This is a genomic window from Methylobacterium sp. J-068 (assembly GCF_022829445.1).
Classification (GTDB): Bacteria; Pseudomonadota; Alphaproteobacteria; order Rhizobiales; family Beijerinckiaceae; genus Methylobacterium.
In genome coordinates this window covers 540,468-563,432 of sequence record NZ_JAKSXY010000122.1, presented here as the reverse complement: position 1 = coordinate 563,432, position 22,965 = coordinate 540,468, and the positions used below count along the sequence as shown (strand labels likewise).

The following is a 22,965-nucleotide window of genomic DNA, read 5'->3' as shown; positions in this document are numbered from 1 at the left end:
GTTCGTCGTCGTCCGCGCCGGCGTGAACTACAAGTTCGGCACCTACTAGGATCGGATGTCCGACGCTCCCTCGGAGCGTCGTCGATCCCGAGAGCCCGGCCGCGAGGCCGGGCTCTTTTGCGTTCGAGGGCGGAGTTCGAGTACGCGAACACGCCGTTGTTGGCGTTGTCGCGGTCGAGGTTCACGTACAGGCCTTCGACCTTCAGCGTCACGGCCGCGGACTTGAAGACGTTCAGGAGCGAGTCGGTGGGCAGGGCGTACTCGATGCCGCCGCCGGCGGTCCAGCCGGTGCGGAAATCGTTGCGGCTGCTATTGGGCAGGCCGCAATCGGTGCCGCCGCCGCCGCCATAGGCGAAGCCGCCGGTGCCGTACACGAGGGTGCGGTCGAAGGCGTAGCCGAGGCGACCACGGACGGTGCCGAAGTAGTCGAGGCCCGACAGGCCGTTCGGGTTGACGGCGGTCAGGTCGGGGTTCAGCACGCCGACGATGTTGGAGTAGCGGTTCCGGCTGTTGCCGAAGTCGACGTACTGGGCGTCGGCCTCGATGCCGACCACGACGCCGGAGCCCGGGGTGAACTGGTAGTTGTAGCCGATCTGGCCACCGCCGACGAAGCCTTCGTTCGAGTCACGGCCACCGAAGGCGCCGGCGCCGCGACCGCCGACCAGCGGGCTGGCCGCCGTGCCGAGGAAGATCGGGGCATTGGCGACGATGAGGGCCGGGCCGTTGGAGCCGCTGCCGGCATCGAAGCCGTAGCCGGCGTTGAAACCGGCGTAGAAGCCGGTCCAGGTGAACACCGGCACCGGCACGAACACCGGCGGCGCCGCGCGGCGCGGAAGGTCGGCGGCCGAAGCGGCGGCGGTGAGGCCTGCCAGAACCGTGGAGGCGAGGAAGAGCTTCTTGAACATCGCGGGTCTCATCCAGATCAGAGGCGCATTCGGGATGCGGATGAGTTGGGTTTAATGGTCGCGATCCCCGCGCCATAGTGTATCCAAGTCACACTCGTCGCGGACTTCGAGCGCGGTGGATTGTCTGCATAAGACGGTGCATTCCGTGTTCAAGGAGGCGTTTCTTAAGGATTTCGCGGCGCCCGGCAAAAGCGCCCGCGAGCCGGGCGCCAGCGGGCGCTGACCTCGACGCGCAGAGCGCCCGAGGACCGGCACGGGCGCTGCCCGCGGAGAAGCGATTTCGCATCGTCCGGCGAGACGAAGGAGCGGTCTCCGCGACGCGACGGAGCGGCTCCTACACCGTCCCCCGGCGAAGCCCTTCGGCGAGCCGAAGGGCTTCGAGGACGGCCTTGCCGATCCGGTCCGCCTCGTCCTCGCCCGCCGCATTGGCGAGGACGACCGCGACCTGACGCGGAACCGACAATCCCTCCGCGCTGACGGTGACCTGAAGCTCGTCTCCGTGCGGTGCCTCGATCCGCCGGAGGCCGACGCGGAGTCCGGCAACATCCCCGAAGACATGTTCGAGCCCGGCCAGTGCCTCGCGTCCGGTGCCGAAATCGCCCGTGATCACATCGGCCATTATGTGCCCCCGTGCCTGCGCGCGCTCAGGAGGTCGACCATTCCCGCTCGACCTCCTCGGACGGCCGATCGAGCCGGACGGTGCCGCCCTCGACGGACCGGACGAAATCCACGGGCATGAAGTGGTGGAGGCCGCCCGCCTCCTGGCCCTTCCGAGTCAGCTTGATCTCGCCCTTCTCGACGTGATCGACCGTGCCGACATGCGCGCCGTCCGATCCGACCACGTCCGCGTGTTCCTCGATCCGGGATACATCGACCATCTGTTTCACTCCCTGTTTCGACGTCAATCGAAGGGGCTGCGCGGTGTTCCCGAGACGGCTCAGGCCGCCATCAGGCGCTTGGTGTTGGCCGCCACGTGCTCGCGGTAGCGGGCGATGACGCTCTCGGGCGAGCCGCCCACCATGAGCGTGCCGGTCGCCTCCATCGCCGCCTGGATCTTCTCGGACACCATCGACTGTATCTCGGCCTGCGCCTCGGTGCCGCCCCAGGCGATCCTCACGAGGCGGAGTTCGATGACCTTCTGCGCCTCGAAGGCGAGCATCAGGATCGAGAGGAAGGGATTGTGCATGCCGAACTCCTGCCGCGCCGTGCGGCGGACGGAAACGCCGGGGCCGGGAAAACGATGCAAGCCGTACGCGGAACCCCTCGGCTCCTCCGCGCTGCGGCGCGCCGCCAGACGCGGCTTGTGGGCCGGCCGAGACGGTGCTCGGCCCGACACGTCCGCTCCCACTGCACAATTTGCGCAAATCGATTGACGCAATGCGTGTTATGCGCAGAGTAATGGTCGAATGTTCCGAGGCTACCGGGAAAATCCGGCTGGGCGCGGATCGATAACGATCAAAATGCGCAAAATGCGCAGTCAAAATCACAGGGATGACACGCGCCATGCAGATTCCGATCAAACGGTCCATCGAAGCGGTGCCGGGCGGCATGATGGTCGTGCCGCTGCTGGCCGGGGCGCTGATTGCCACCTTCTTCCCCGGCACCCCGAAGCTGTTCGGATCCTTCACGGGCGCGCTCTTCTCCGGCGCCCTGACGATCCTCGCCGTGTTCTACGTCTGCATGGGCGCGAGCATCGATTTTCGCGCGACGCCCTACATCATGAAGAAGGGCGGCACGCTGCTGGCCGTGAAGGTCGGCATCGCCATGATCCTCGGCCTGGTCTTCGGGCAGGTCCTCGGCGAGGCGCCGGTGGCCGCCGGCATGTTCGCGGGCCTCTCCACCCTGGCGATCGTCGCCGCGATGAACGACACCAATGGCGGGCTCTACATGGCGCTGATGGGCCAGTACGGCCGCCCTCGGGATGTCGGCGCCTACACGGTGATGTCCCTGGAGAGCGGGCCCTTCCTCACCATGATCACCCTCGGCGTCGCCGGCCTCTCGGCCTTTCCCTGGCAGACCCTCGTCGGCGCCATCCTGCCGCTGCTGGTCGGCATGATCATCGGCAACCTCGACCGCGAGATGCGCGCCTTCCTGGGACGGGCGATCCCGGTGATGATTCCGTTCTTCGCTTTCGCGCTCGGGGCGGGGCTCGACCTGTCGAAGGTCTGGCAGGCCGGTCTTCTCGGCCTCGCCATGGGCGTCGCCGTGGTGGTCGTCACCGGCATTCCGCTGTTCTTCGCCGACCGCATGACCGGCGGCACCGGCGTCGCGGGCGTGGCCGCCGCCTCGACCGCCGGCAACGCCGCCGCCGTGCCGGCGATCGTCGCCTCCGCCAATCCGGCCTATGCCGATGCCGCCGGGCCGGCCACCATCCTGGTGGCGGCCTGCGTCGTGGTCACGGCGATCCTGGTTCCGATCGCGACGGCCTGGGCCTCCCGGCGCTTCGGCGGCTCGCAGATGTCCGAGGGCGAAGCCTCCGGGATGGAGAGCGCCGACACCAAGCCCGCGCCCGTGGCCGCCGGTCACTGAGATGGCCGGGCGCTGGCTCATCCTCGCCGACGACCTGACGGGGGCCGCCGATTGCGCCATCGCCTTCGGGCGGCGCGGTCTTCCGGCCGCCGTCACGTGGGGCGAGGTCGCTCGGGGCGAGGCGAGGGGCGTCGTGCCCCGGGACCTCGCGGTGCTGTCCTACGACGCGGACAGTCGCGGCCTCTCCGCGCCCGCCGCCGCCGAGCGGCATGCCGACCTCCTGCGGCGCCTGCTCGAACCGGAACGGGTCCTGTTCAAGAAGATCGACTCGACGCTGAGAGGGCAGCCCGCCGCCGAGACGGCCGCGACGCTGGCCTGCCTGAAGGCCCGGACCGGCGCGGCCTTCGGCATCTGCGCGCCGGCCTTTCCGGCCACCGGACGGACCACGGTGGCGGGCCGCGTCCGCGTCGACGGCCGGCCGCTCGAGGAGGCGGAGGTCTGGCGGCGCGACCACAGCTACCCGAGCGCCGATCTGGAGGAGGTCCTCGGCGGCGCCGGCATCGCGACGCAGGCGGTTCCGCTCGCGGACATCCGCGCACCGGACCTCGCCGCCCGTCTCGCCCGGATCGCCGAGGCGGGTGCGAGCGTGGCGATCTGCGATGCCGAGACGGATGCGGATCTGGCCGCCATCGCGGCGGCGAGCCTGCGCCTCGCGCCGTCCCCCTTCTTCATCGGCAGCGCGGGCCTCGCCCATGCCCTCGCGGGCGTCCTCGAACCCGTCGCGACCGCGCCGGTCCGCGTCTCCCCGAACCCGGCCGGCAGCCTGATCGTGGTCGGGTCCCTCGCGGCGGCCTCGCGCGCGGCCACGCGCCGCCTCGCCGCGCGGGACGGCGTCGTCCACCTGCCGGTTCCGCCGCACATCCTGTTGGACGACCCGGCCGGTCGGGCGGCCCTGGCGGAGCGCGTCGCCGCCGTGATCGCGTCCGGGGCGGATGCCCTGGTCGAGATCGCGATGGGCGCGGATCTCGACATGGCCCTCGGTCCGCGCCTCGCGCGCGGCCTCGCGGAAGCCCTCGATCCGGTCGCGGGGCGGATCGGTGCCTTCGCGGCCACCGGCGGCGAGACCGCCGCCGCGCTCCTCGCGCGCTTCGGCGTCGACGGCATCCGCCTCGTCGACGAGATCGAGCCCGGCGTCTCCCTCGGCCTGACGCTGGGGCGCCTCTCCGTCCCGGTCGCCACGAAGGCCGGAGCCTTCGGCGACGCCGATTCTCTCATCCGTATCGGCGAGCGCCTGCGCGCCGTCAGACTCGAAGGACGCTTCTCATGACCCGCCCCACCATCGCGATCACCATGGGCGACCCCGCCGGCATCGGGCCGGAGATCATCATGAAGGCGCTGGCCCGGGCGGAGGTCCGGACCCTGTGCCGGCCCCTGGTGATCGGCGACGCCGAACGTCTGCGGCAAGCGGGCCGGATCGTCGGCTCGGATCTGGCCGTCGCGTCCCTGTCCGATCCCGGGGCGGCGGATTTCGACGGGGCGGCGGTGCAATGCGTGGACCTGAAGGTGGTCCCGGCCGACCTGCCCTTCGGACAGGTCTCGCCCGTCGCGGGCGAGGCGGCCTATCGCTACATCGAGCGGGCCGTGCAGGTGGTGCAGGCCGGGCAGGCGCAGGGCATCTGCACCGCGCCCCTGTCCAAGGAGGCCCTGCACGCCGCCGGCCATAAGTATCCGGGCCACACCGAACTCCTCGCCCATCTCACGGGCACGCCGGAAGTCTCGATGATGCTGGTCTCGCCGAAGCTGCGGGTGATCCACGTCACCACGCATATCGGCCTCATCGACGCCATCGCGAAAATCGAGCCCGGCCTCGTCGAGCGCGTCATCGCGCGCGGCCACGCCGTCCTGGTGAAGGCGGGAATCGCGAACCCGAAGATCGGCGTCTGCGCGATCAACCCGCATGCCGGCGAGAACGGCCTGTTCGGGCGCGGCGAAGAGGCGGAGAAGATCACGCCCGCCATCGAAATCTGTCAGGCGAAGGGCTGGGACGTGCGCGGCCCGCTGCCCGCCGACACGCTGTTCTTCCTCGCCGGGCGCGGCGACTACGACATGGTGGTGGCGATGTACCACGACCAGGGCCACGGCCCGATCAAGGTCCTGGGGCTGGAAGCCGGCGTGAACATCACCGTGGGCCTGCCGGTGATCCGCACCTCCGTCGATCACGGGACGGCCTTCGACATCGCCGGCAAGGGCATCGCGGACGAGCGGAGCCTGATCGAGGCCCTGCGTCAGGCGGTCGACCTCGCGCCGAGAGCCCCGGCGGCCTGAGGAGGGCGAAGCCGACCTCCGACGAGAGCCCGACGGCGAGAAACATCCTGGCCAGCGCCGCCGGCCTCGGCCATGACGCGGGAACGAAGTCCGGAGAACCGCCACCCATGTCGATGCGCAGCCAGGAGCGCCGCACGTTGCTGCTGGAGGCGCTGAGCCTCGGGGAGATCGACGTCGACGACGTCGCCGCGCGCCTCAAGGTCTCGGCCTCGACGGTGCGCCGCGACCTCCAGCACCTCTCGGCCACGCGCGCCGTCCGCCGGACCTATGGCGGCGCGATCCTCGCGGCGCATCCGCCGGAAACCACGCTGACGGAGCGCCTCGCCGTGAAGGGGGCCGAGAAGCGGGCGATCGCCCGCGCCGCCCTCGAACTCGTGGCGGACGGCGACACGCTGATCCTCGATGCCGGCTCCACCGTGGCGGCCTTCGGCCAGCTCCTCGCCCGGCGGCGGCTCCGGATCATCACCAACAACCTGGCGCTGCTGCCCTTCCTCACGGAGGCCCCCGGCCTCGAACTCGTGGTGCTCGGCGGCGCGCTCCGGGCGACCAGCATGAGCACCGTCGGGCCGCTCGCCGTGGAGGCCCTGCGCCTCATGACGGCGGACCACGCGATCATGAGCGCGGACGGCGTCGTGGCCGGGCGCGGCCTCTGCGAGGCGAGCCTGGATCAGGTCACACTCAAATCCCTGATGATGCGGCAGGCGCGCGAGGTGGTCGTGCTGGCCGACACGGGCAAGCTCGGCCGCGCGGAGCAGACCGCCTGGGCGCCCCTGCCACGGAGCTGGACCCTGGTGACGGACGCGCGCGAACCGGCGGATCAGTTGCGGCGACTCGCCGAGGCGGGCGCCAGGATTCGCGTCGCGGAGGACGGCGACGCGGCGCAGGGCGCTTAGGCGGCGTCCGCGCCGCGAAGGGCGATGCGCGGTGCCGGCAGCGCCGAGGCCGCCGGCACCGCCGCGCTGTCAGGCCGCCACGGCCATCGGGGCCGGGGAGGGCGCGTCCATGGCGCGCAGGTACACGTCGAGCAGGGTCTCGTGCTCGTCGCGCGCGTCCTGGTCGAGTTTGCGCAGCTTCAGGATCTCCTTGAGGATCTTCACGTCGAGGCCCTCGCCCTTCGCCTCCAGGAAGATCTCCTTCTTGGCTTCCATCAGGTCCTTGATCTCTTCCTCGACCTTCTCGACGCGCTCGATGATCGAGCGGATGCGGTCGCCGGCGATTCCAACGGTGTCGGTCGTCTCGGACATGCTGTCTCCTTGGCCAATCCGGACCGGCACCCTTGCGGGTTTGGGTAAGCGGGAGGTTAAGGGCCGCCGTGGCTTCACGACTCGTCAACCGCGCGGGCGGCAGGATGGCGCCATGCCGAAGCTCTCGCCGCCCCGCGCCGTCACCTTCCTCGTGTCCCTCGCTCTGATCGGTTTGGCCCTCGCCAGCCTGTACCTGCGGATTCCGACGATCGGCCCCACCGTCGTGAAGTTCAGGACGTGGTTCTTCGTCGGCGGCTACGTCGTGCTCGCCCTCGGCGTCGTCTCGCGCAGCCTGTGATCGGACGGGCCGGCGCATCGCCGGCATCCTGTTCTGGCAAGATGCCGAACGTCGGATGTCCGGTGCGGTCAGCCCTTCGAGCCCTGGAACGGCCGCAGCAACCATGCGAGGCGGCCGGCATCGTCTTCCTCCGCGAGTCCCGCGCCCGCCTCGCTCTCGGCAGGCTGGGCCGCGTCGATCTGATCGACGATCCGCGCGAGGGAGGGCGGCAGGGCGACTTCGTACTTGTCGAGCACGATGGCGGCGTCGATCAGGGCGTGAACATGCGCTTCGGGCACCGGATGGCCGGCGGCCTGTGCCGCCAGGACGCGCTCCGCGAGCAGGGTCGCGAGCCGGGACACCTCCGCGAGCCGTTCCGCCGCCGCGCCGTGCGCCGTCGCGCGACCGGGCTCGCCGGAACGACCTTCGTCGGAGGACCGGGTGTCGGGGGCCGGCCTCAAGGTGCCGGCTCCTGCAAGGGCTTGCCCTTGTCGACGACGTAGACCGACAGGATCTTGATCGTCCGGTCCCCGACCACCGTGTAGCCGGCATGCGCCAACCCGCGCGGATTGATGCCGCGCTCGCCCGCCGGGCGCTCCCGGGGCTCCTTGCCGGGCACCTGCACGGTGCCGCCCTCGATCACGTAGAAGCTCTCCTCGCCGTTGTGGACGTGGCGCGGCGAGGTCGCGCCCGGCGGGAACTCGACGAGTTGCATGATGATCTCGCGGGTGTCGTCGCCCGACACCGGCGCGCGGCCGAGTTCCGTCCGTCGGATCTCCTGCGCCGCCGCCGCGCCCGCGGCGGCGATGCCGCTCGCCGCGCAGGCGACCGCGAGCCCCAGAATTGCGAACCGTCGCAGCATCGAACCGCGCCTCCTTTTCCGCCAGGACCATGGCACGGACGGGGCTACGCAGGAAATGCCTGGCGGGCGATTCGTCGTGTCGAACGCCATCGTGCGCGATGTTCGGCGCGGGACGGACGGCAACACGTCGAAGGAGGGTGGTCTTCGCGTGTCGATGAGTTGATGGTTTCGGAGATGAGGCATGGTCGGATTTGAATAGCGCCCAATGTCGGCGCAATCCGGCCACAGAAATGCCGACCCCCTCGGATGGGATGCCATTCGTGACGGTCCAATACTTTCGAATCCGTCGCCCGCGCATCCGATCGCGCGGTGGACAGGGCCGGCCCGGAACGACGGATGGCGGTGACGATGGATGCGGACACCCACGAACTCACGACGGGGCGGGCACGGCGTCCCGGGCGAGGCGTCCTGGCGGCGGCGCTCATTCTCGGCGGCGGTCTTCTATATACTGCCGTGACCGGGATCACCCCCTGGTCCCGGCCCCCCGCCCCGCTTCCGTCACCCACGCCGCTGGACGCGGCCGCGGCGACGTCGCGGGCCGCCGGCTCCGAGGCCTCAGAGAGCGCGGCACCGTCCGAAATGGCCGCGACGGCCCCCGACGTCGCCGCGACGCCCCCCGATGAATCCCCCGGCGCGGAGCGGGCCGAGGCGCCGGTTTCGCCGTCGGAAACCGCAACCTACGCGGCCGCGCCCGATCCTGCGGTCCCGGCCGACGCCCCCCCGCCCTCGGCCCCCGCGCCGGCCGTCCTCGCATCGCGGCTCGTGCCCCTGCCGGTGCCGCGTCCGCCAGAGTTTCGTTCCGGCCGCTCCGCCGCCACCGATTACCGCGCCGTGGCGCGCCGGGCGCCCCGCGTGTCGGCCGCGCCCCCGCCCCCGGAGGACGATCGCTCCTTTGTCGAGAAGCTGTTCGGCATCGAGCGGGCGGAGCCGCCCCGGCTGGCCTACGCGGCCCTGGAGACCAAGCCCGTCGAGAACGTCTTCCGCCGGGCCCTCAACGTCGTGCCGGGCGGCGGCGTCGCGGTCTACGACATCCGCGCCAAGGTGGTGACGCTTCCGAACGGCGAGAAGCTCGAGGCTCATTCGGGCCTCGGCGCGAGCATGGACGATCCCGGCCACGTGCATGTGCGCATGAAGGGCCCGACCCCGGTCGGCACCTACGACATCAGCGAGCGCGAGCAGCCCTTCCACGGGGTGCGCGCCCTGCGCCTCCATCCCGTGGGGGGACCGGAGGCGGTGCATGGCCGGGTCGGCCTGCTCGCCCATACCTACATGCTCGGGGCGAGCGGAGCCTCGAACGGCTGCGTCTCATTCAAGGACTACGACAAGTTCCTGCAGGCGTATCTGCGCGGCGAGATCCAGCGCCTCGTCGTGGTCGCGGGCGGCTGAGAACAGGCGCGTCGCGCGGGCGTCGATCGGCGGCCGCGACGCCCGCATCGTCCGGGACTTCGAGGCCGCTCCTTCCAGCGCGCGATGGCCTCGATCGGGGCATCGCGCGCGGCGCGCCTAACCGTCCGGTTGCGACGCCTGACGCTCCTCCTGCCGGCGGCCGAGCCAGAGGCTGTTCAGGAGCCAGGCGATCGAGAGGGGCACGGCGGTCACGGCCACCGCCGTCGAGCCGAGCCCCAGCGCGGCGATGCCCGCGAAGGACCACGCGCCGAGCTGGTCGCCGGTGCGATAGACCACCGTGTCGATGAAGTTCTTGGCCTTGTAGCGGTCCTCGCGCGGCACGACGGTGAACAGCACCTCGCGGATCGGCCGGGCGATGGCGAAGTTGCCGGCCCGGCGCAGGACCTGGAACACCACGATGGCGGTGATGGTGGGCGACACCGCGAGGGCGGCGAAGCCCAGGATGCTCGCGGCCGGCAGCAGGGCCAGCGCCGGGCCGACGCCGATGCGCCGCACGATCCGCCCCGTGAGGAAGAACTGCACCCCGAGCGTCAGCAGGTTCACGAGCAGGTCCACGCTCGCGAAGAAGGCCGTCTGCGCGCCGCGATCGGGGAAGCTGCGCTTCGCGATGCCGGCCTGCTCGAAATACAGGAAGGTCGAGGTCACGGAGAACAGCAGCAGGAACAGGCTGATGTTGAGGAGGTAGGGCGAGCGGAAGGTGCGGGTGATGCCCGCGAAGGCGCTGCCGCCGATCGCCTCCGCCGGCGTGGCGTCGCCGGCGGCGGGCGCCTGACGCAGGCGATCGGACAGGCGCGCGAGGCCGCGCATGCTGAACACCGCCACTTCCAGCAGCAGGGCCGCGCCGACGAGGAGCGCCCAGGTCGGCACGTCGCGCGCGAGGATCGCGGTCGTGGCCGAGCCCGCGATGGCGCCGAGCGTGGCGCCCGCCGCGATGAAGCCGAACAGGCGCTTGCCCTGCTCGGTGGAGAACACGTCGACGATGGTGGCCCAGAACACCGAGACCACGAACAGGTTGAAGATCGACAGCCAGATGAAGAAGGCCCGGCCGATCCAGACGTCGCCCTCCGGCCCCGCGAGGTAGAGGCCGGCGGCGAACAGGAGGATGTTGGCGGCGAAGAACCGGTAGGTCAGCGGCACGAACCGGGCGCGCGGCAATGTCTTGACCAGCCAGGCGAACGGCACGTTCAGGGCGAGCATCCCCACCAGCGTGCCGGTGAAGAGCCAGGGCAGGTTCTCGATGCCGCCCGCGACCCCCATCTGGTCGCGGATCGGGCGCAGAACGTAATAGGCGGCCAGGATCGAGAAGATGTAGGCCCAGGACCAGGCCAGGGCCGGCGCCTCACCCGGCCGGACGTCCACGAGGCGCTCGAGCCAGGAGGATGCCCCGCCCCCCGCCGCGCGCTCCGGCTGCGGCGCGGCCACCCCGGCCTCGCGGCTCAACGCGCCACACCGAGGCGCGTGGCGAGTTCCGGGGCGGTGAGGTCGAGGCCGAAGCCGGGCGAGCCCATGGCGAAGCTGTCCGCTTTCGCCAGCGGTCCGACGACCACCGGATCGAAGCCGGCATCGCTCACGAGCTTGGAGACCGCCGCCAGGGCCCGCGGATCGTCGCCCGCGATCGGGATGGCCATCCGCCCGCCCTCGCGCTGGGCGGCGTTCTTGGCGAAGAGCTTGTAGTTCGCCGCGTTGAAGCCGCGCACGATCCGGGCGCCGGCGAGATACTTGGCCGAGACCGCCGCGATCCCGCTCGCCTGCACCTCGCCGTAGACCTCGCCGTCGCGGGCCTGCGTCGCGTTGCCGGCGTCGATGACGATCTTGCCCTTCAGGGCGGCGCCGTAATCCTGTGCGAGCTGCGGATAGGCCTTGTAGGGCACGGCGATGAGGATCACGTCGCCGAAGGCGATGGCCTCGGCCGGCGTGCCGGCGCGGGCCTTGGGGCCGAGCCCCTCGACGAGACCCTTCAGCGTCTCGGGGTGGCGGGAGGAGAGCATCACCTCGTGCCCGGCCTTGGCCCAGAGGCCCCCGATGGTGCTGCCGATGTTGCCGGCGCCGATGACGCCGATCCGGGCCGGTTGCGGCGCGGTTTGCGCCCAGGCCGGCACGGCCGAGACGAGCGCGGCGGAGGCGGCGAGCGCGAGGATCGCGCGGCGGGACATGGTCTCAGAGTGCATCGACGAGGGCCTCCATCCGGGTACGCTGAGCGGCGTCGGGCATGCGGCCGCGCGCGGCTCCGAGGTTGTCCTCGACATAGGCCGCCTTGGCCATGCCGGGGATCGGGCAGGTCACGGCATCGTGCGCGAGCACGTACTTCAGGAAGAATTGCGGCCAGCTCGCACAGTCGAACTCCGCGGCCCAGGCGGGCAATTCGCGCCCCTGCACCGCCTTCAGCAGGCGGTCGCGGCCGAAGGGGACGTTCACCATCACGGCCATGCCGCGCTCGGCCGCGAGCGGCAGGATCCGCTCGGCGGCGAGCCGGTCGTCCATGGCGTAGTTCACCTGGATGAAATCGAGCGTCTCGCGCCGCATCAGGGCTTCGAGATCGGCGAACTGCCCGTCGCGCCAGACCGTGACGCCGAGATAGCGGATCTTCCCCTGTGCCTTGAGGTCCCGCAGGGTCGCGAGGTTGGCGGTCGGGTCGATCAGGTTGTGGACGGCGATCAGGTCGATCGTCGCGGTGTTCAGGCGCTTGAAGGAGCGCGCGATCTCGGCGGCCCCGCCCTCGCGGCCGGGCGTCCCGACCTTGCTGCACAGGAACACCTTTTCGCGCAGGCCGTCCTGCAGGATGAGGCCGAGGACGTCCTCGGCCGTGCCGTAGCTCGGGGCGGTGTCGATCACGGAACCGCCGAGGGCGACGAAGCGCTGCACCGCCTCGCGCAGGGGCGCGACCTTCTCCGGGGTCGGCTCGACCTCGTAGCGGCGCGAGGTGCCGATGCCCAGGACGGGCAGGGTCTCGCCGGAGGATGGGATCGGGCGGCGCAACAGGCGATCGGCTTGCGCGCGGGCGGGCCCGGCTCCGAGGAGGGGCACCGCCAGGGGAAGGAGGGCGGCACCGGCCAGGACGGTGCGTCGGGACGGGGGCATGCGGGAGGAAGGGGGCATGCGGGTGCGGGCTCCGGAAGGGACGGCTCCGATCAACCTAGGGCCGGGCGGTCGCTTTCGACATGGGCCATCTGCACCGGCCGGACGATTCGGGCGCCCGGAGCGGCCGGGCGGGACGGGGCCTCCGCGCGGTGGCGCGGGCGAGACGAGGGCTTCCTTAACCGGGGCAGGCTTAAAACCGGGCAACTTCGCCCTTCGGTTACCCGAGAGTTCCCGCCCGATGAGCCACCATACGGAAACGCTCGTGATCGGCGCCGGCCCGGCCGGCCTCACCGCCGCCTACCTGTTGGCGAAGGCGGGGCGTTCCGTGACGGTGCTCGAGCGCGATCCGGTCCAGGTCGGCGGCATCAGCCGGACCGTGTCCCACAACGGCTACCTGTTCGACATCGGCGGCCACCGCTTCTTCTCGAAGTCGAAGGCGGTGGTCGACCTCTGGGACGAGATGCTGCCCGACGATTTCATCGAGCGGCCGCGCCTGTCGCGGATCTTCTACAAGGGGCGGTACTACGCCTATCCGCTGAAGGCCTTCGAGGCCCTGCGCAACCTCGGCCTGATCGAGAGCGCGGCCTGCGTCGCCTCCTACCTCTATGCCCGGGCGCGGCCCATCGCCGAGCCGAAGAGCTTCCACGACTGGGTCCGCAACCGCTTCGGCGAGCGCCTGTTCTCGATCTTCTTCAAGACCTATACCGAGAAGGTCTGGGGCATGTCGTGCGATGACATCTCGGCGGATTGGGCGGCCCAGCGCATCAACGGCCTCGACCTCGGCGCGGCGATCCGGGACGCGCTGGTGCGCTCGCTCGGCCTGCGCAAAAGCCCCCGCGCGGGCGAGCCCGTGATCAAGACGCTGATCGAATCGTTCCGCTACCCCCGCAAGGGGCCGGGCATGATGTGGGAGGCCGCGGCCGCCCGGATGACGGCGCTCGGCGGACGCCTGCACCTCGACCGGGGCGTGGACGGCCTGCACTACGAGGCGCGCACCGGGCTCTGGACCGTGACCGCCAAGGGCGGCGACGGCACCCGCGAGACCTTCACGGCCCGCAACGTGATCTCGTCGGCGCCGCTGCGCGAACTCGTCGGCGCGATCACGCCGAGCCCGATCAGCACCTTCCAGGCGCGCGCGCTCCAGTACCGCGACTTCCTCACCGTGGCGCTGATCGCCCGCACCAACAAGGACTTCCCCGACAACTGGATCTACATCCACGATCCCTCGGTGCAGGTCGGGCGGGTGCAGAACTTCCGCTCGTGGTCGCCCGAGATGGTGCCGCACGCGGACCATACCTGCCTGGGGCTCGAATATTTCTGCTTCGAGGGGGATGGCCTCTGGACCGCGTCCGACGCGGAGCTGATCGCGCTCGCCAAGCGCGAGATCGGTCAGATCGGGCTGATCCGGCCCGAGGACGTGGTCGATGCCTGCGTGGTGCGCCAGCCCAAGGCCTATCCGGTCTACGACGCGGACTACAAGGCGCATGTCGCCACCGTCCGGCGCGACCTGGAGCACGCCTGTCCGAGCCTCCACCTCGTGGGGCGCAACGGCATGCACAAGTACAACAACCAGGACCACGCGATGATGACCGCGATGCTGACCGTGGAGAACATCCTGGCCGGCGAGCGCCGCTACGACCCGTGGTGCGTGAACGAGGACGCGGAATACACCGAGGCCGGCGTCTCGGGCGCGGCCGGGGCGCTGACCAGCGAGCGCCTGGTTCCGCGCCGGGCCGCCTGAGCCCCGGCGTGACGACCATCGCGCGGGCAGGGGAGTCGGCACGCCTGTCGCGCGGTCCGGAGGCGCCGGCACGCGGATCGGCAGCGTGGCGCGAGGCGCTCTGGCCCGGCCTCGGGGCGGCCGGCCTGTTCCTGCTGATGCATCCCTATCGCGGCATCGAGGGGGATGCGCGCCTCTATGTCGGGCGCGCGCTCGCCGACCTCGATCCGGCCGGGATCGGGCAGGACCTGATGTTCGTGCAGGACGGACAGTCGCGCTTCAGCCTCTTTCCATTGGCGCTGCGCTGGCTCGTCGAAGCCTTTGGCCCCGCGCAGGCGGCGCTGGCCGTCGGTCTCGCGGGTCTCTGCGCCTGGTTCGCCGCTGCCGCCGCCCTGGCGTACGGCCTCGGAGCCGACACGAGGGCGCGCTGGCTCGTCCTGGCGAGCCTCGTGATCCTCCCGGCCTGCTACGGTCACCCGGGGGTGTTCCGCGTCGGCGAGGCCCTGGCGACGCCCCGGACCCTCGCGGAGGCGGCAATCCTCGCCGGCCTCGCGGCGTTCCTGGCGGGCCATGCCGGGCGCGCCTTCGCCTTGGCGCTCCTCGGCTGCCTCGTCCATCCGATCATGGGGCTGGCGGGGCTCGCGGTCCTCGCCCTCGGCCTCGCCTTCGAAGACCGGCGACGGCTCGCGATCCTCGCCGCGCCGCCCCTCGCCGCGCTGGGGGCCGCGCTTCTCGGCGTGCCGCTGTTCGAACGCCTGCTCCAGGGGCTCGACCCGGAGGTCGCCTCCATCCTGCGCGTGCGCTGCGCCGAGCTCTTTCCGGGCTTCTGGCCGGGGGCGGCCTGGGCGCCGATCCTGGTCCAGGCGGCCTCGATCCTCGTGGCGGCCACGCTGGTGCGGCCGCGCGCGCGCCGGGTCCTCCATGCGGCCCTCGCGGCGGGCCTCCTCGGCGTCGCCGTCTCCGCCCTGTTCGGCGACCGCTGGCCCTCGCTCCTCGTCGTCCAGGTCCAGCCCTGGCGTCTGCTCTGGCTCACGGCGGTCGTGGGGGCGGCCGCCTTCGGCCTCTGCGCCGCGCGCCTGCGGGACACGCCGGGCGGATGGATCACCCTCCTGCTGCTGGCGCTCGCCTGGGTGTTCGCGGACGACCTCGCCATCGCGGCCGTGGCCGGCGGGCTCGCGCTCGCGCTCCACGAGGCGTCGCGCCGGGGCCGGATCGCGCCGAACGGATCGCTCGTGCGCGTCGCCGGGGCGCTGGTCGGCCTGTTCGTGCTGGGCCGGTCGCTCCTCGAAGGCTCGGCCCTCGCCTGGCTCCTCGCGCAGAGGCCCGAGGGCGCTGGGATCGGCCTCGGCATGATCCGGAACTTCACCTTCGTCCTGCCCCTGGCGCTGCTCGCAGGGCTCGCCTGGGCGCGGGCCGCCCGGCATCCCGCGCCGAAGCTCCTGCTCGGGCTCGCCCTCGGCCTCGCGCTCGCGGGATTGTGGGACGAGCGCTCGGCCGAGGCGCGCCGGATCGAGCAGCGCGAGGCGCCGCCCGGTCTCGCCCGCGCCGTCGCGGCCCGGCCCGGCGCCGTGCTCTGGCTCGACGGCGAGACCGAGGCGTGGCTGCTGCTCGGGCGCGCGAACTGGAGCAGCAACCTCCAGGGCGCCGGCATCGTGTTCTCCCGGACCCTGGCGCTGGACTGGGCGGCCCGCATCGACCGCCTGATCGCGGGCGGCCTCGCCTCCGAGATCGACCGGGCGCCATTCCACCCGGCCGGCCCCCGGCGCCCCGACGATCCGCCGGCGGCCTCGGTCGCCACCCTCTGCGCCGCGCCGGATGCGCCCGCCTGGATCGTGGTGCCCCTGCGGGCGGGGCAGGCGCTGCCCGGTCATCGCGGGATCTTCCCGCTCGCGACGCCCCTCGTCCGCTCGGTCGCCGCGCCCGAGGGACTGGCTTGGAACCGCACCGTCGCCTACGGGCTGCTCGCCTGCGGCGCCTGATCAGGCGTCGAGCAGGAGCATCAGGCCGCAGAGCACCGCGACTGGAACCGCGAGGCAGCCGAACGACCACGCGGCCACGCCGAAGGCGCCGGCGAGCGCGCCGACCGCGAAGGCCAGCACCGCCGGCAGCATCCGGCGCATGCGGATGCGGGCCGGTCCATCCGGCGTCACGGCGCCGCGCGCGAGATCCACGAGGTCGATCACCGCCTGGGTCACGTTGATGGTCATCACCGTGGTGGCGGCCAGATGCGGCAGGCCGAGGCGGCCGATGGCGTTCTGCACCCCCATGGCGGCGACGCCGAGCATGCCCACCGAGACGGCCCTGACGCCATCGGGCGAGCCGAGCGGCGCCAGGCCGAGGCCGGCGAGGCCGAACCCGGCCAGCAGCAGGATTTCCAGGCCGAGGAGCCAGCGCAAGGGCGCCCGCCCGCGCCGCTCCAGCGCCAGGGCGAACAGGCGGGTCGCCGCCACCGCGAGCACGAAGGCCGGCAGGGCGAGGAGCTTGGCGACGACGCCGACGGAGGTCGAGACCAGTTCGGCCCCGATCAGCACGAAGTTGCCCGTGACGTGCGCGGTGAACAGACCCGCCAGGGCGATGAAGGCCGCTGCGTCGACGAAGCCCGCCACGAAGGCGAGGCCGATGCCGGCGCAGAGATCCGTGTCCGGGACGGCGAGGCGCGCGCCTCCGGCCCCGGGTCCTTGTGTGGGTGTCATCGCGCGTCCGCCTCGTGACGTGGTTCAGCGTGCCGGGTTCTCTGCTGGAAAGCGCTCCGGAACGGAAGCGGGCAGAGGCCGGATCTTCGCGAAACCTTGGACAGGGCCGCTCGTTGTGGTCTCATGACCAACGCCGCATCCGACGCACCGACCGCCGCCCTCGCCGAGGCCCGCCACCGCGAACTCGCGATCGAGCACCTCCTCTTCGGCACGATCCAGTTCCTGGCCCGCCAGAACCCGGATCTCCTGACCAGCCTGGAGGGCAGCCTCGACCACCTCTGGGACAAGGCCGACGACGACACGCGCGACGACGCGGCGGTCCGCGAGGTGGCCCGTCGCTTCCTCAAGAGCCTGAAGGCCGAGCGCTAGGACGCGCCCGGCCTCGCCGACACGCCAAAGCATCCCAAACCGCGGCGCCCCGGCGGTCGGGCCGACCCGGCATCGAAGGAGGTCTCCATGTCGACATCGCTCACCCGCAAGACCCTCCGGAACACGCTGGCGGCGGCCCTGGTGCTCGGCCTGTCCGGCGCGGCCCTGGCGCGTGGGGGCGGCAGCGGCGGCGACGGGCTGTCGCCCTACGCGGCCCTGAGCGGCAACGACCGTTCGGCGGGCGTGAACAACGGCAATTACCGCGATCCGCGCCTCGATCCCTATCTCGGCGCCTATGAGGGCCGCTACGACCGTCCGGTGCGGGAGCGCTACCGCCCGAGCCGCCAGCCCTATTACGGGTACCCCTACTGACGGTTCTCGTCCGATCGTGGCCCGGCCCGTCTCCGGAAAGGCGGATCGGGCCCGATCTTTCCGAGCCCGTCCGCGTTCATGCCGGAACGGCCGCGATTTCCGCCGCCGGGAGCCCGCCATGGACACGACCCCCGACACGACTCCCTTGCCCGCCTCCGCTTTCGGCGCGCCCGCCGTCCTGCTCTCGGGACCGGTCGACCACGACATGTACCGGGCGTTCCGCCGCCAGCTCGATGCGGCGGCCGAGCGTGATCTCGTGGTGGTCGAACTGACGACCCTGGGCGGTGATCCGGAAGTCGCCCGGATGATGGGCGAGGACATCCGCTTCAACACCGACCTGTCGCCGAACCGGCGCTTCGTCTTCCTCGGCAAGGCCGCGATCTACTCGGCCGGCACCACCTTCATGAGCTTCTTCGCCCGGCCGAACCGCTACCTCACCCGGGGCACGCGCCTGATGATCCATGAGCGCAAGCTTGCCAAGGAGGTGAAGCTCAACGGGCCGCTCACCACCTGCATCGCCTCCGTGAAGGCGACGCTGCACGAGATCGAGTGTTCGATCGAGATCCAGAACGAGGGCTTCGCGAACCTGGTGCGCGGGTCGCGGGTGAGCCTGGACGAGGTGCTGAGGCGCGCGCCCGAGAACTGGTACATCGAGGCCGGACAGGCGCGGGAACTCGGTCTGATCGAGGGCGTGCTCTGAGAGCGTCTTTCGCCTGATCGAAAGCGGGGACGGTCTCGCTCGGGCGCCGGACCCCGCCGGCTCAATCCGCCGCGATCTCGTCCCTCGCGGTCGGGTCGCGCCATTCCGGGTCCGCGCCGTCCGGGAGTTGGGCGGCGGGACGGGCCGCGCGGCGGCGCTCGGCCCGTTCGCCCGCCTCGAGGCCGCATTTCTCCACGTGGACCACGCGGTTGACGACCTGGAGGTTCGGCGTCCCCCAGAAGCCCAGCAGGGTCGGCCAGGGATCGTTCCGGTGCTCGCGCCAGACGCGGTAGAGCGGAACCCGGTGATCGACCTCGGCGGTCCTGAGCAGGCGCTTGCCGGACGCCGCGCAGCGATGGCGCTGGCGAGCCTTCAGCAGCTTCACCTGATCGCTCGGGGCGACCCACAGCTTCCAGGCGGTGACGCAGGCGGCGTGCCAGCGGGCGTTCTTGTTCGGCACGCCCGCCCCCCAGAGGTCGCGGTGCCAGCCGAAACGGTAGACGGGCTGTCCGCAGAGGCAGCAATGCCCCTTGCCGCGCGCATGCGCCGGCTCGCGGAAGGGCGAGGGCGGCAGCCGGAACGTCGCGGCGAGCCCCGAATCCTTGAATCCCGCGTCCTGAATGCTGCCGAGGCGCCAGGTCCAGCCCTCGGGATGGCCCGAGCGCAGGGCGAGCGCGCGGGCGAGCCGGTCGGCGCGCAGCAGATGCGCGCGCCAGTAGCTCTCGATGGCGAGGCGCGGCGTCGGCGGGATCAGCGGGCGCGCCAGGGCGTGCCGCAGCACCGCGCCCGGAAACACCGCCGGCAGGGCCCGGTCCAGCCGAGCCCGCGCCGCGACGTTGCGCTCGGCGCGCCACTCGGAGGTCTTGCTCACGCGGAAGCCCTGCTCACTCGGAGGTCTTGCTCACGCCTCGACGCGGGCGCTGTCGCCGGATGCCGGCGGGAGGGACACCGACTGCGCGGGAATCGCTTGCGCGGGCGTCGTCGGGATCGGCCGCCCCGCCACCGCATCGGCCAGGCGGTTGAGACGCCGGCCGAGATCCACGACCTCGTTCAGGGCGATGGACTTCTCGCCGTTCTTCACGGCGCGGGTGATATCGCTGAGCTGCAGCTTGGCGATGCGCAGCAATTCGGCGGCCAACTGGTCTCGTGTCATCATACGGATCGCGGATTTCCGAAGAACGGGGTTCTCCAGGCCTAAAGCGCAAGGGTTACCGAGGCGTTGCCGGTTCTCCGGCGCGGCCGCCGAGCGCACCCGTGCCTCGCGCTCGGCCACGCGCGATATGTCACGACACGCCTGTGTCTGCATGACAACCTGACCGTTCTTTATGCGCCACATCCTGATGTTGCTTTGGGGATTTCATGAAATCAGTCGATCAGCCGGGATGATCTGCGGGAAAGCTTGATCGACGGGCCTTGGTGTCGAAAAACATCGAAACTTCCTTGCGGTCTTCACGGAAGCGTGAGTTTTGTTTAAGTGCAGGAACGCGTTAGAGTTGCGGCCCATTCGTGGACATCCCGTCCCGATGCTCGTCGATGACGCCCTCGAATTCGCTTTCCTCTGATCCGGCGCTTCCAGGTCCTCGCAACCGTGTCGCTTCCATCGATCGACTTTTCCACCCGGCGCCTCGGCCCGGAGGTCGCCTTCGGAGCGTATCACGACCTGTACGCCACGGGGGCGGACGTCGCGCGCGTCGGCGACGCCTTTCACGCCGAGGTCCGGGCCTACCGCTTCGACCGGATGATCCTGTTCAATCGTCATCTGAATGGCCTCGCGCACAGCCGGAACCCGACGCGCGTTCGGCGGGATGCGTTCGATCACATCACGCTTCACCTCCTGGTGACGGGAGAGATGCTCGCCGGGCCGCCCGGATACGAGCGCCGCATGCGGCCGGGCGAGATCCTCGTCCTCGACAGCAGCCTGCCGCAGCAGAGCCGGTCCTACGGCGTCAACGTGATTTCCACCCCCGTCGCCCGTGACCTGATCGAGCCCCTGGTCCCGAACATCCGAACCTTTCACGGAGCGATCCTTCCGGAATCGGTCGGGGGGCTCGTCTGCGACTTCCTGATCTCCCTGACCCGTCGCTCGTCGGTCGTCGAGTCCGACGTGGCCGCCCGTTCGAGTTCGGTCGTCGGCACGCTGCTGGCCTGTGCCCTGCGCGGGCAGGCGCCGCCGGTCGATGCGATCGTCTGGGCGGGAACGCACGATCTGCGGGAGGATCTGGCCCGGCGCCGGCAGGCGGAGGCCTTCATCGAGGCGAATCTCGGCGACCGGGACCTGAGCGCCGACAGCGTCGCGGCAGGGGTCGCGGTCTCCCGCAGCATCCTCTACCGGAGCTTCGCGCCGGATGGCGGCGTCGCACGCTTCGTCCGGCAACGGCGCCTCGAGCGCATTCGCCAGATGCTGCGGCGCCAGGGCGAGACGCGCTCGATCGCCACGCTCGCCTATGCCTACGGCTTTGCCAGCGAGCATCACTTCAACCGCAGCTTCCGGACCGCGTTCGGGCAGCCCCCCGGCCAGTTCCGCGCGGGCCTGAACCGGCGGCGCATCGAGGCCCGCGGCCATGGCGAGGCCGCGGCGACCCTCGCCGACTGGCTCTGCGAACTCGCCTGATGCCGGCACCGATCCCGTTCGACGGGCGGCCCGTCCGATCGCCCGGCCGGTGACGGCCCCGGGCCTCGGCGCGCGCGCCGTCCCCGAGCGGGCGGGCGTGAGCGGCTGGACGCTGGCGGCGCTCCTGACGGGGGTGCAACTCTCCGCTGCCAGCGACCGCTTCCTCGTCACCCTGGTGACCGCGCCGGTGAAGCAGGCCCTGGCCTTGAGCGACGCGGAGCTCGGCTTCCTGCTCGGCTCCGCCTTCGTGGTCCTGTATGCGCTGACGATGCCGCTCTTCGGCACGCTGGCGGATCGCGGCCATCAGCGGAGAATCCTCCTCGGGAGCCTCCTGGTCTGGACCCTGGCGACCCTCGGCTTCGGCCTGGCGGGCTCGTTCGCCGCCCTGGCGCTCGCCCGTCTCGTCCTCGGCCTGGGACAGGCCGGGCTCGCGCCGGCGGTCCTCTCGCTCATCGCGCACCATTCCGAACGCCGCCGCATGGGCCTGGCGGTCTCGCTGTTCACGGCGGCCGGCAGCCTGGGGCAGTCCTTCGCGCTGCTCTCCGGCGGCGCCCTGTTCGCGTGGCTGACGGCGCGGGGCGGCGCGTGGTTTCCCGGCCTCGGCCCCCTACCGCCCTGGCGCGCCCTGTTCGTCCTGGCCTGCCTGCCCAACCTCGCCCTCATCCTCTTCGCGGCCTCGATCCGCCTGCCGCCGACACCGCCGGTGACGCGGCCGCGGCTGGGAACCGCCTTCGCCTGGATCCTGCGCCGGCGCTCCATCTACCTGCCGCATTTCGCGGCCGCCGCCGCCGCCGTCCTGATGGGCCGGACCCTGGCCGCCTGGGGGCCGACCTTCTACGTCCGCAACCACGGCATGAGCCCGGGCGAGAGCGGGGTCACGCTCGGCCTGTTGCTGCTCGTCGGCGGTCCCCTCGGGCACCTGTTCGCGGGGCTGATCCTCGACCGGCTCGCGCCCGAGCGGCGCAGGCCGGCGGCCTCGTGGATGCTCGGTCTCGGCCTCGTCCTGGCCCTGCCGCTCGTTGGCGTGATGGCCCTCGCTCCCGGCCAAACGATCTCCCTCGGCGCCTACGCCCTGCTGGTGGCCACCCTGGGCTTCACCTCGCCCGCCGCCCTGACCGGGGTTCAGTGGCTGACGCCCGTCGCCCTGCGCGGGCGGGTCAACGCGCTGTTCATCGCCGCCGTGACCCTCACGGCCTCGGGCACCGGCCCGCTGATCCTCGGCCTCCTCGCCGACACGGTCTTCGGCGCCGATCACCTCGGCCGGGCGATGATCGCGCTCTTCCTCTGCGTGGGTGGCGCGGGGGCCGGTTTCGCCGCCCTGGCCGCGCGCGGCCGCCAAGCCTCGGCGCGTCCCATCCACGCGCGGGCGTGAGCGCGGGGAGGATTCAGCGCCGGAGCCCCGCGAACCAGGACGAGACCGGATCGATCACCTCGGCGGCGACCGATGCGGCCCAGGCCCTGGCCCGCTCCGTAAGCCCTCGGCGCGTGCCGGGGCCCGCCGCCTGCCCGGCCATCCGCATCGCGGCGGCCACGGTGGCGTCCTCCCCGGCTTGGCACTCGTCGAGGGCGCTGCGCTCGGAGGCCGCCCGGCTCAGGCCCCGGGGCTGACGCGCGAAGGCCGCGCGGACGCAATCGTGCCACGCGCGCTCCAGGCCTTGCAGATCTCCGCCGGGCAGATCGCCGGCCGCCCCATCTCCATGCGCCGGCTCTCCGGCGGGCAGGCTGCCGGAGCGATGGGACACGGGCTGCGCCATCGCGCTCTGCGCGATCAGGCCGAGGGACAGGAGGGCACCGAGGACGTGCATTCGCATGAGACGATCATGGCCGATTCGCACGGCCCGATCCAGGAACAAAATGGCAACAGGACCGACTCTTTTGGCGCGATTCTTTGATGTGCCGCGCAAGGCGCTCCGGCCGTGTCGGCGCGAGCGAC

Annotated in this window: 27 protein-coding genes; 13 read left to right on the top strand and 14 right to left on the bottom strand. The window is 71.6% G+C overall.

Features of this window, described 5'->3' with window-relative positions:
* From MKK54_RS22975 to MKK54_RS22960, 4 genes are all read right to left on the bottom strand, one after another.
* On the bottom strand, positions 1–905 hold a 905-nt coding region (locus MKK54_RS22975; protein ID WP_244014602.1), incomplete at its 3' end, for an outer membrane protein.
* Positions 906–1,239: 334 nt separating this feature from the next.
* Entirely contained in the window at positions 1,240–1,524 is a 285-nt protein-coding gene (locus MKK54_RS22970) for a hypothetical protein (RefSeq protein ID WP_244014601.1), read from the bottom strand.
* A 25-nt stretch (positions 1,525–1,549) separates the two neighbouring features.
* Positions 1,550–1,783 carry a DUF2171 domain-containing protein gene (locus MKK54_RS22965; protein ID WP_244014600.1) on the bottom strand — a complete coding sequence of 78 codons (234 nt, stop codon included), beginning with the start codon at positions 1,781–1,783 and terminating at the stop codon, positions 1,550–1,552.
* A 59-nt stretch (positions 1,784–1,842) separates the two neighbouring features.
* Positions 1,843–2,091, bottom strand: coding sequence for a hypothetical protein (locus MKK54_RS22960; RefSeq protein ID WP_244014599.1), 249 nt, complete (start codon positions 2,089–2,091; stop codon positions 1,843–1,845).
* A gap of 317 nt (positions 2,092–2,408) precedes the next feature.
* Between MKK54_RS22960 and MKK54_RS22955 the strand changes: the two genes are divergently transcribed.
* The 4 genes from MKK54_RS22955 to MKK54_RS22940 all read left to right on the top strand — a co-directional run bounded on the left by MKK54_RS22955 (position 2,409) and on the right by MKK54_RS22940 (position 6,592).
* Complete coding sequence (locus MKK54_RS22955; protein WP_279597480.1) at positions 2,409–3,434, top strand: 2-keto-3-deoxygluconate permease; 1,026 nt, start codon at positions 2,409–2,411, stop codon at positions 3,432–3,434.
* A 1-nt stretch (position 3,435) separates the two neighbouring features.
* Positions 3,436–4,701, top strand: a complete 1,266-nt coding sequence (locus MKK54_RS22950; RefSeq protein ID WP_244014598.1) for a four-carbon acid sugar kinase family protein — start codon at positions 3,436–3,438, stop codon at positions 4,699–4,701.
* Positions 4,698–5,699 (top strand): 4-hydroxythreonine-4-phosphate dehydrogenase PdxA, encoded by a 1,002-nt coding sequence (pdxA, locus tag MKK54_RS22945; RefSeq protein ID WP_244014597.1) that lies wholly within the window; start codon positions 4,698–4,700, stop codon positions 5,697–5,699. The genes MKK54_RS22950 and pdxA overlap by 4 nt, the downstream gene beginning before the upstream one ends.
* A 107-nt stretch (positions 5,700–5,806) precedes the next feature.
* The gene (locus tag MKK54_RS22940) at positions 5,807–6,592 is read left to right on the top strand and encodes a DeoR/GlpR family DNA-binding transcription regulator (protein WP_244014594.1); all 786 of its coding nucleotides are present in this window, start codon (positions 5,807–5,809) and stop codon (positions 6,590–6,592) included.
* 69 nt (positions 6,593–6,661) lie between these two features.
* Here the strand turns inward: MKK54_RS22940 and MKK54_RS22935 are convergent, their stop codons facing one another.
* A complete protein-coding gene (locus MKK54_RS22935) occupies positions 6,662–6,943 on the bottom strand; it encodes a DUF2312 domain-containing protein (protein WP_244014592.1) in 282 nt (93 codons plus the stop codon).
* Positions 6,944–7,055: 112 nt separating this feature from the next.
* Here MKK54_RS22935 and MKK54_RS22930 point away from each other — a divergent pair, with 112 nt between their 5' ends.
* Positions 7,056–7,241 (top strand): hypothetical protein, encoded by a 186-nt coding sequence (locus MKK54_RS22930; RefSeq protein ID WP_244014590.1) that lies wholly within the window; start codon positions 7,056–7,058, stop codon positions 7,239–7,241.
* A gap of 68 nt (positions 7,242–7,309) precedes the next feature.
* Here MKK54_RS22930 and MKK54_RS22925 read toward each other — a convergent pair whose 3' ends face one another.
* Both MKK54_RS22925 and MKK54_RS22920 read right to left on the bottom strand, forming a co-directional pair.
* Entirely contained in the window at positions 7,310–7,681 is a 372-nt protein-coding gene (locus MKK54_RS22925) for a hypothetical protein (protein WP_244014588.1), read from the bottom strand.
* Entirely contained in the window at positions 7,678–8,082 is a 405-nt protein-coding gene (locus tag MKK54_RS22920) for a cupin domain-containing protein (protein ID WP_244014586.1), read from the bottom strand. The genes MKK54_RS22925 and MKK54_RS22920 overlap by 4 nt, the downstream gene beginning before the upstream one ends.
* A 336-nt stretch (positions 8,083–8,418) precedes the next feature.
* On the opposite strand from MKK54_RS22920, the gene MKK54_RS22915 reads away from it, so the two are divergent.
* Positions 8,419–9,468, top strand: a complete 1,050-nt coding sequence (locus MKK54_RS22915) for a DUF2778 domain-containing protein (RefSeq protein ID WP_244014584.1) — start codon at positions 8,419–8,421, stop codon at positions 9,466–9,468.
* Positions 9,469–9,585: 117 nt separating this feature from the next.
* On the opposite strand, the gene MKK54_RS22910 is transcribed toward MKK54_RS22915, so the two are convergent.
* The 3 genes from MKK54_RS22910 to MKK54_RS22900 are packed head-to-tail and all read right to left on the bottom strand — an operon-like array spanning position 9,586 to position 12,585.
* Positions 9,586–10,911 carry an NTP/NDP exchange transporter gene (locus MKK54_RS22910; RefSeq protein WP_244014676.1) on the bottom strand — a complete coding sequence of 442 codons (1,326 nt, stop codon included), beginning with the start codon at positions 10,909–10,911 and terminating at the stop codon, positions 9,586–9,588.
* Positions 10,912–10,925: 14 nt separating this feature from the next.
* The gene (locus MKK54_RS22905; protein WP_244014582.1) at positions 10,926–11,657 is read right to left on the bottom strand and encodes an NADPH-dependent F420 reductase; all 732 of its coding nucleotides are present in this window, start codon (positions 11,655–11,657) and stop codon (positions 10,926–10,928) included.
* Entirely contained in the window at positions 11,647–12,585 is a 939-nt protein-coding gene (locus MKK54_RS22900; protein ID WP_244014580.1) for an aldo/keto reductase, read from the bottom strand. The genes MKK54_RS22905 and MKK54_RS22900 overlap by 11 nt, the downstream gene beginning before the upstream one ends.
* 220 nt (positions 12,586–12,805) lie before the next feature.
* On the opposite strand from MKK54_RS22900, the gene MKK54_RS22895 reads away from it, so the two are divergent.
* Both MKK54_RS22895 and MKK54_RS22890 read left to right on the top strand, forming a co-directional pair.
* Positions 12,806–14,308, top strand: coding sequence for an NAD(P)/FAD-dependent oxidoreductase (locus MKK54_RS22895; RefSeq protein WP_244014578.1), 1,503 nt, complete (start codon positions 12,806–12,808; stop codon positions 14,306–14,308).
* A gap of 8 nt (positions 14,309–14,316) precedes the next feature.
* A complete protein-coding gene (locus tag MKK54_RS22890; protein WP_244014576.1) occupies positions 14,317–16,266 on the top strand; it encodes a hypothetical protein in 1,950 nt (649 codons plus the stop codon).
* Here the strand turns inward: MKK54_RS22890 and MKK54_RS22885 are convergent, their stop codons facing one another.
* The gene (locus MKK54_RS22885; protein ID WP_244014574.1) at positions 16,267–16,980 is read right to left on the bottom strand and encodes a YoaK family protein; all 714 of its coding nucleotides are present in this window, start codon (positions 16,978–16,980) and stop codon (positions 16,267–16,269) included.
* Positions 16,981–17,103: 123 nt separating this feature from the next.
* Here MKK54_RS22885 and MKK54_RS22880 point away from each other — a divergent pair, with 123 nt between their 5' ends.
* The 3 genes from MKK54_RS22880 to MKK54_RS22870 all read left to right on the top strand — a co-directional run bounded on the left by MKK54_RS22880 (position 17,104) and on the right by MKK54_RS22870 (position 18,421).
* Positions 17,104–17,349, top strand: a complete 246-nt coding sequence (locus tag MKK54_RS22880) for a hypothetical protein (protein WP_244014572.1) — start codon at positions 17,104–17,106, stop codon at positions 17,347–17,349.
* 87 nt (positions 17,350–17,436) lie between these two features.
* Entirely contained in the window at positions 17,437–17,721 is a 285-nt protein-coding gene (locus MKK54_RS22875; RefSeq protein WP_244014570.1) for a hypothetical protein, read from the top strand.
* 118 nt (positions 17,722–17,839) lie between these two features.
* Entirely contained in the window at positions 17,840–18,421 is a 582-nt protein-coding gene (locus MKK54_RS22870; protein WP_244014567.1) for a peptidase S14, read from the top strand.
* A 61-nt stretch (positions 18,422–18,482) separates the two neighbouring features.
* Here the strand turns inward: MKK54_RS22870 and MKK54_RS22865 are convergent, their stop codons facing one another.
* The gene (locus MKK54_RS22865) at positions 18,483–19,292 is read right to left on the bottom strand and encodes a hypothetical protein (RefSeq protein WP_244014565.1); all 810 of its coding nucleotides are present in this window, start codon (positions 19,290–19,292) and stop codon (positions 18,483–18,485) included.
* Positions 19,293–19,322: 30 nt separating this feature from the next.
* The gene (locus MKK54_RS22860) at positions 19,323–19,577 is read right to left on the bottom strand and encodes a hypothetical protein (protein ID WP_244014563.1); all 255 of its coding nucleotides are present in this window, start codon (positions 19,575–19,577) and stop codon (positions 19,323–19,325) included.
* A gap of 432 nt (positions 19,578–20,009) precedes the next feature.
* Here MKK54_RS22860 and MKK54_RS22855 point away from each other — a divergent pair, with 432 nt between their 5' ends.
* Both MKK54_RS22855 and MKK54_RS22850 read left to right on the top strand, forming a co-directional pair.
* Entirely contained in the window at positions 20,010–21,032 is a 1,023-nt protein-coding gene (locus MKK54_RS22855; protein WP_244014561.1) for a helix-turn-helix domain-containing protein, read from the top strand.
* 49 nt (positions 21,033–21,081) lie between these two features.
* On the top strand, positions 21,082–22,404 hold the full coding sequence (locus tag MKK54_RS22850) for an MFS transporter (RefSeq protein ID WP_244014559.1): 1,323 nt from the start codon (positions 21,082–21,084) through the stop codon (positions 22,402–22,404).
* A 13-nt stretch (positions 22,405–22,417) separates the two neighbouring features.
* Here MKK54_RS22850 and MKK54_RS22845 read toward each other — a convergent pair whose 3' ends face one another.
* On the bottom strand, positions 22,418–22,843 hold the full coding sequence (locus MKK54_RS22845) for a hypothetical protein (RefSeq protein ID WP_244014674.1): 426 nt from the start codon (positions 22,841–22,843) through the stop codon (positions 22,418–22,420).
* Between the last annotated feature and the right edge of the window lie 122 nt (positions 22,844–22,965).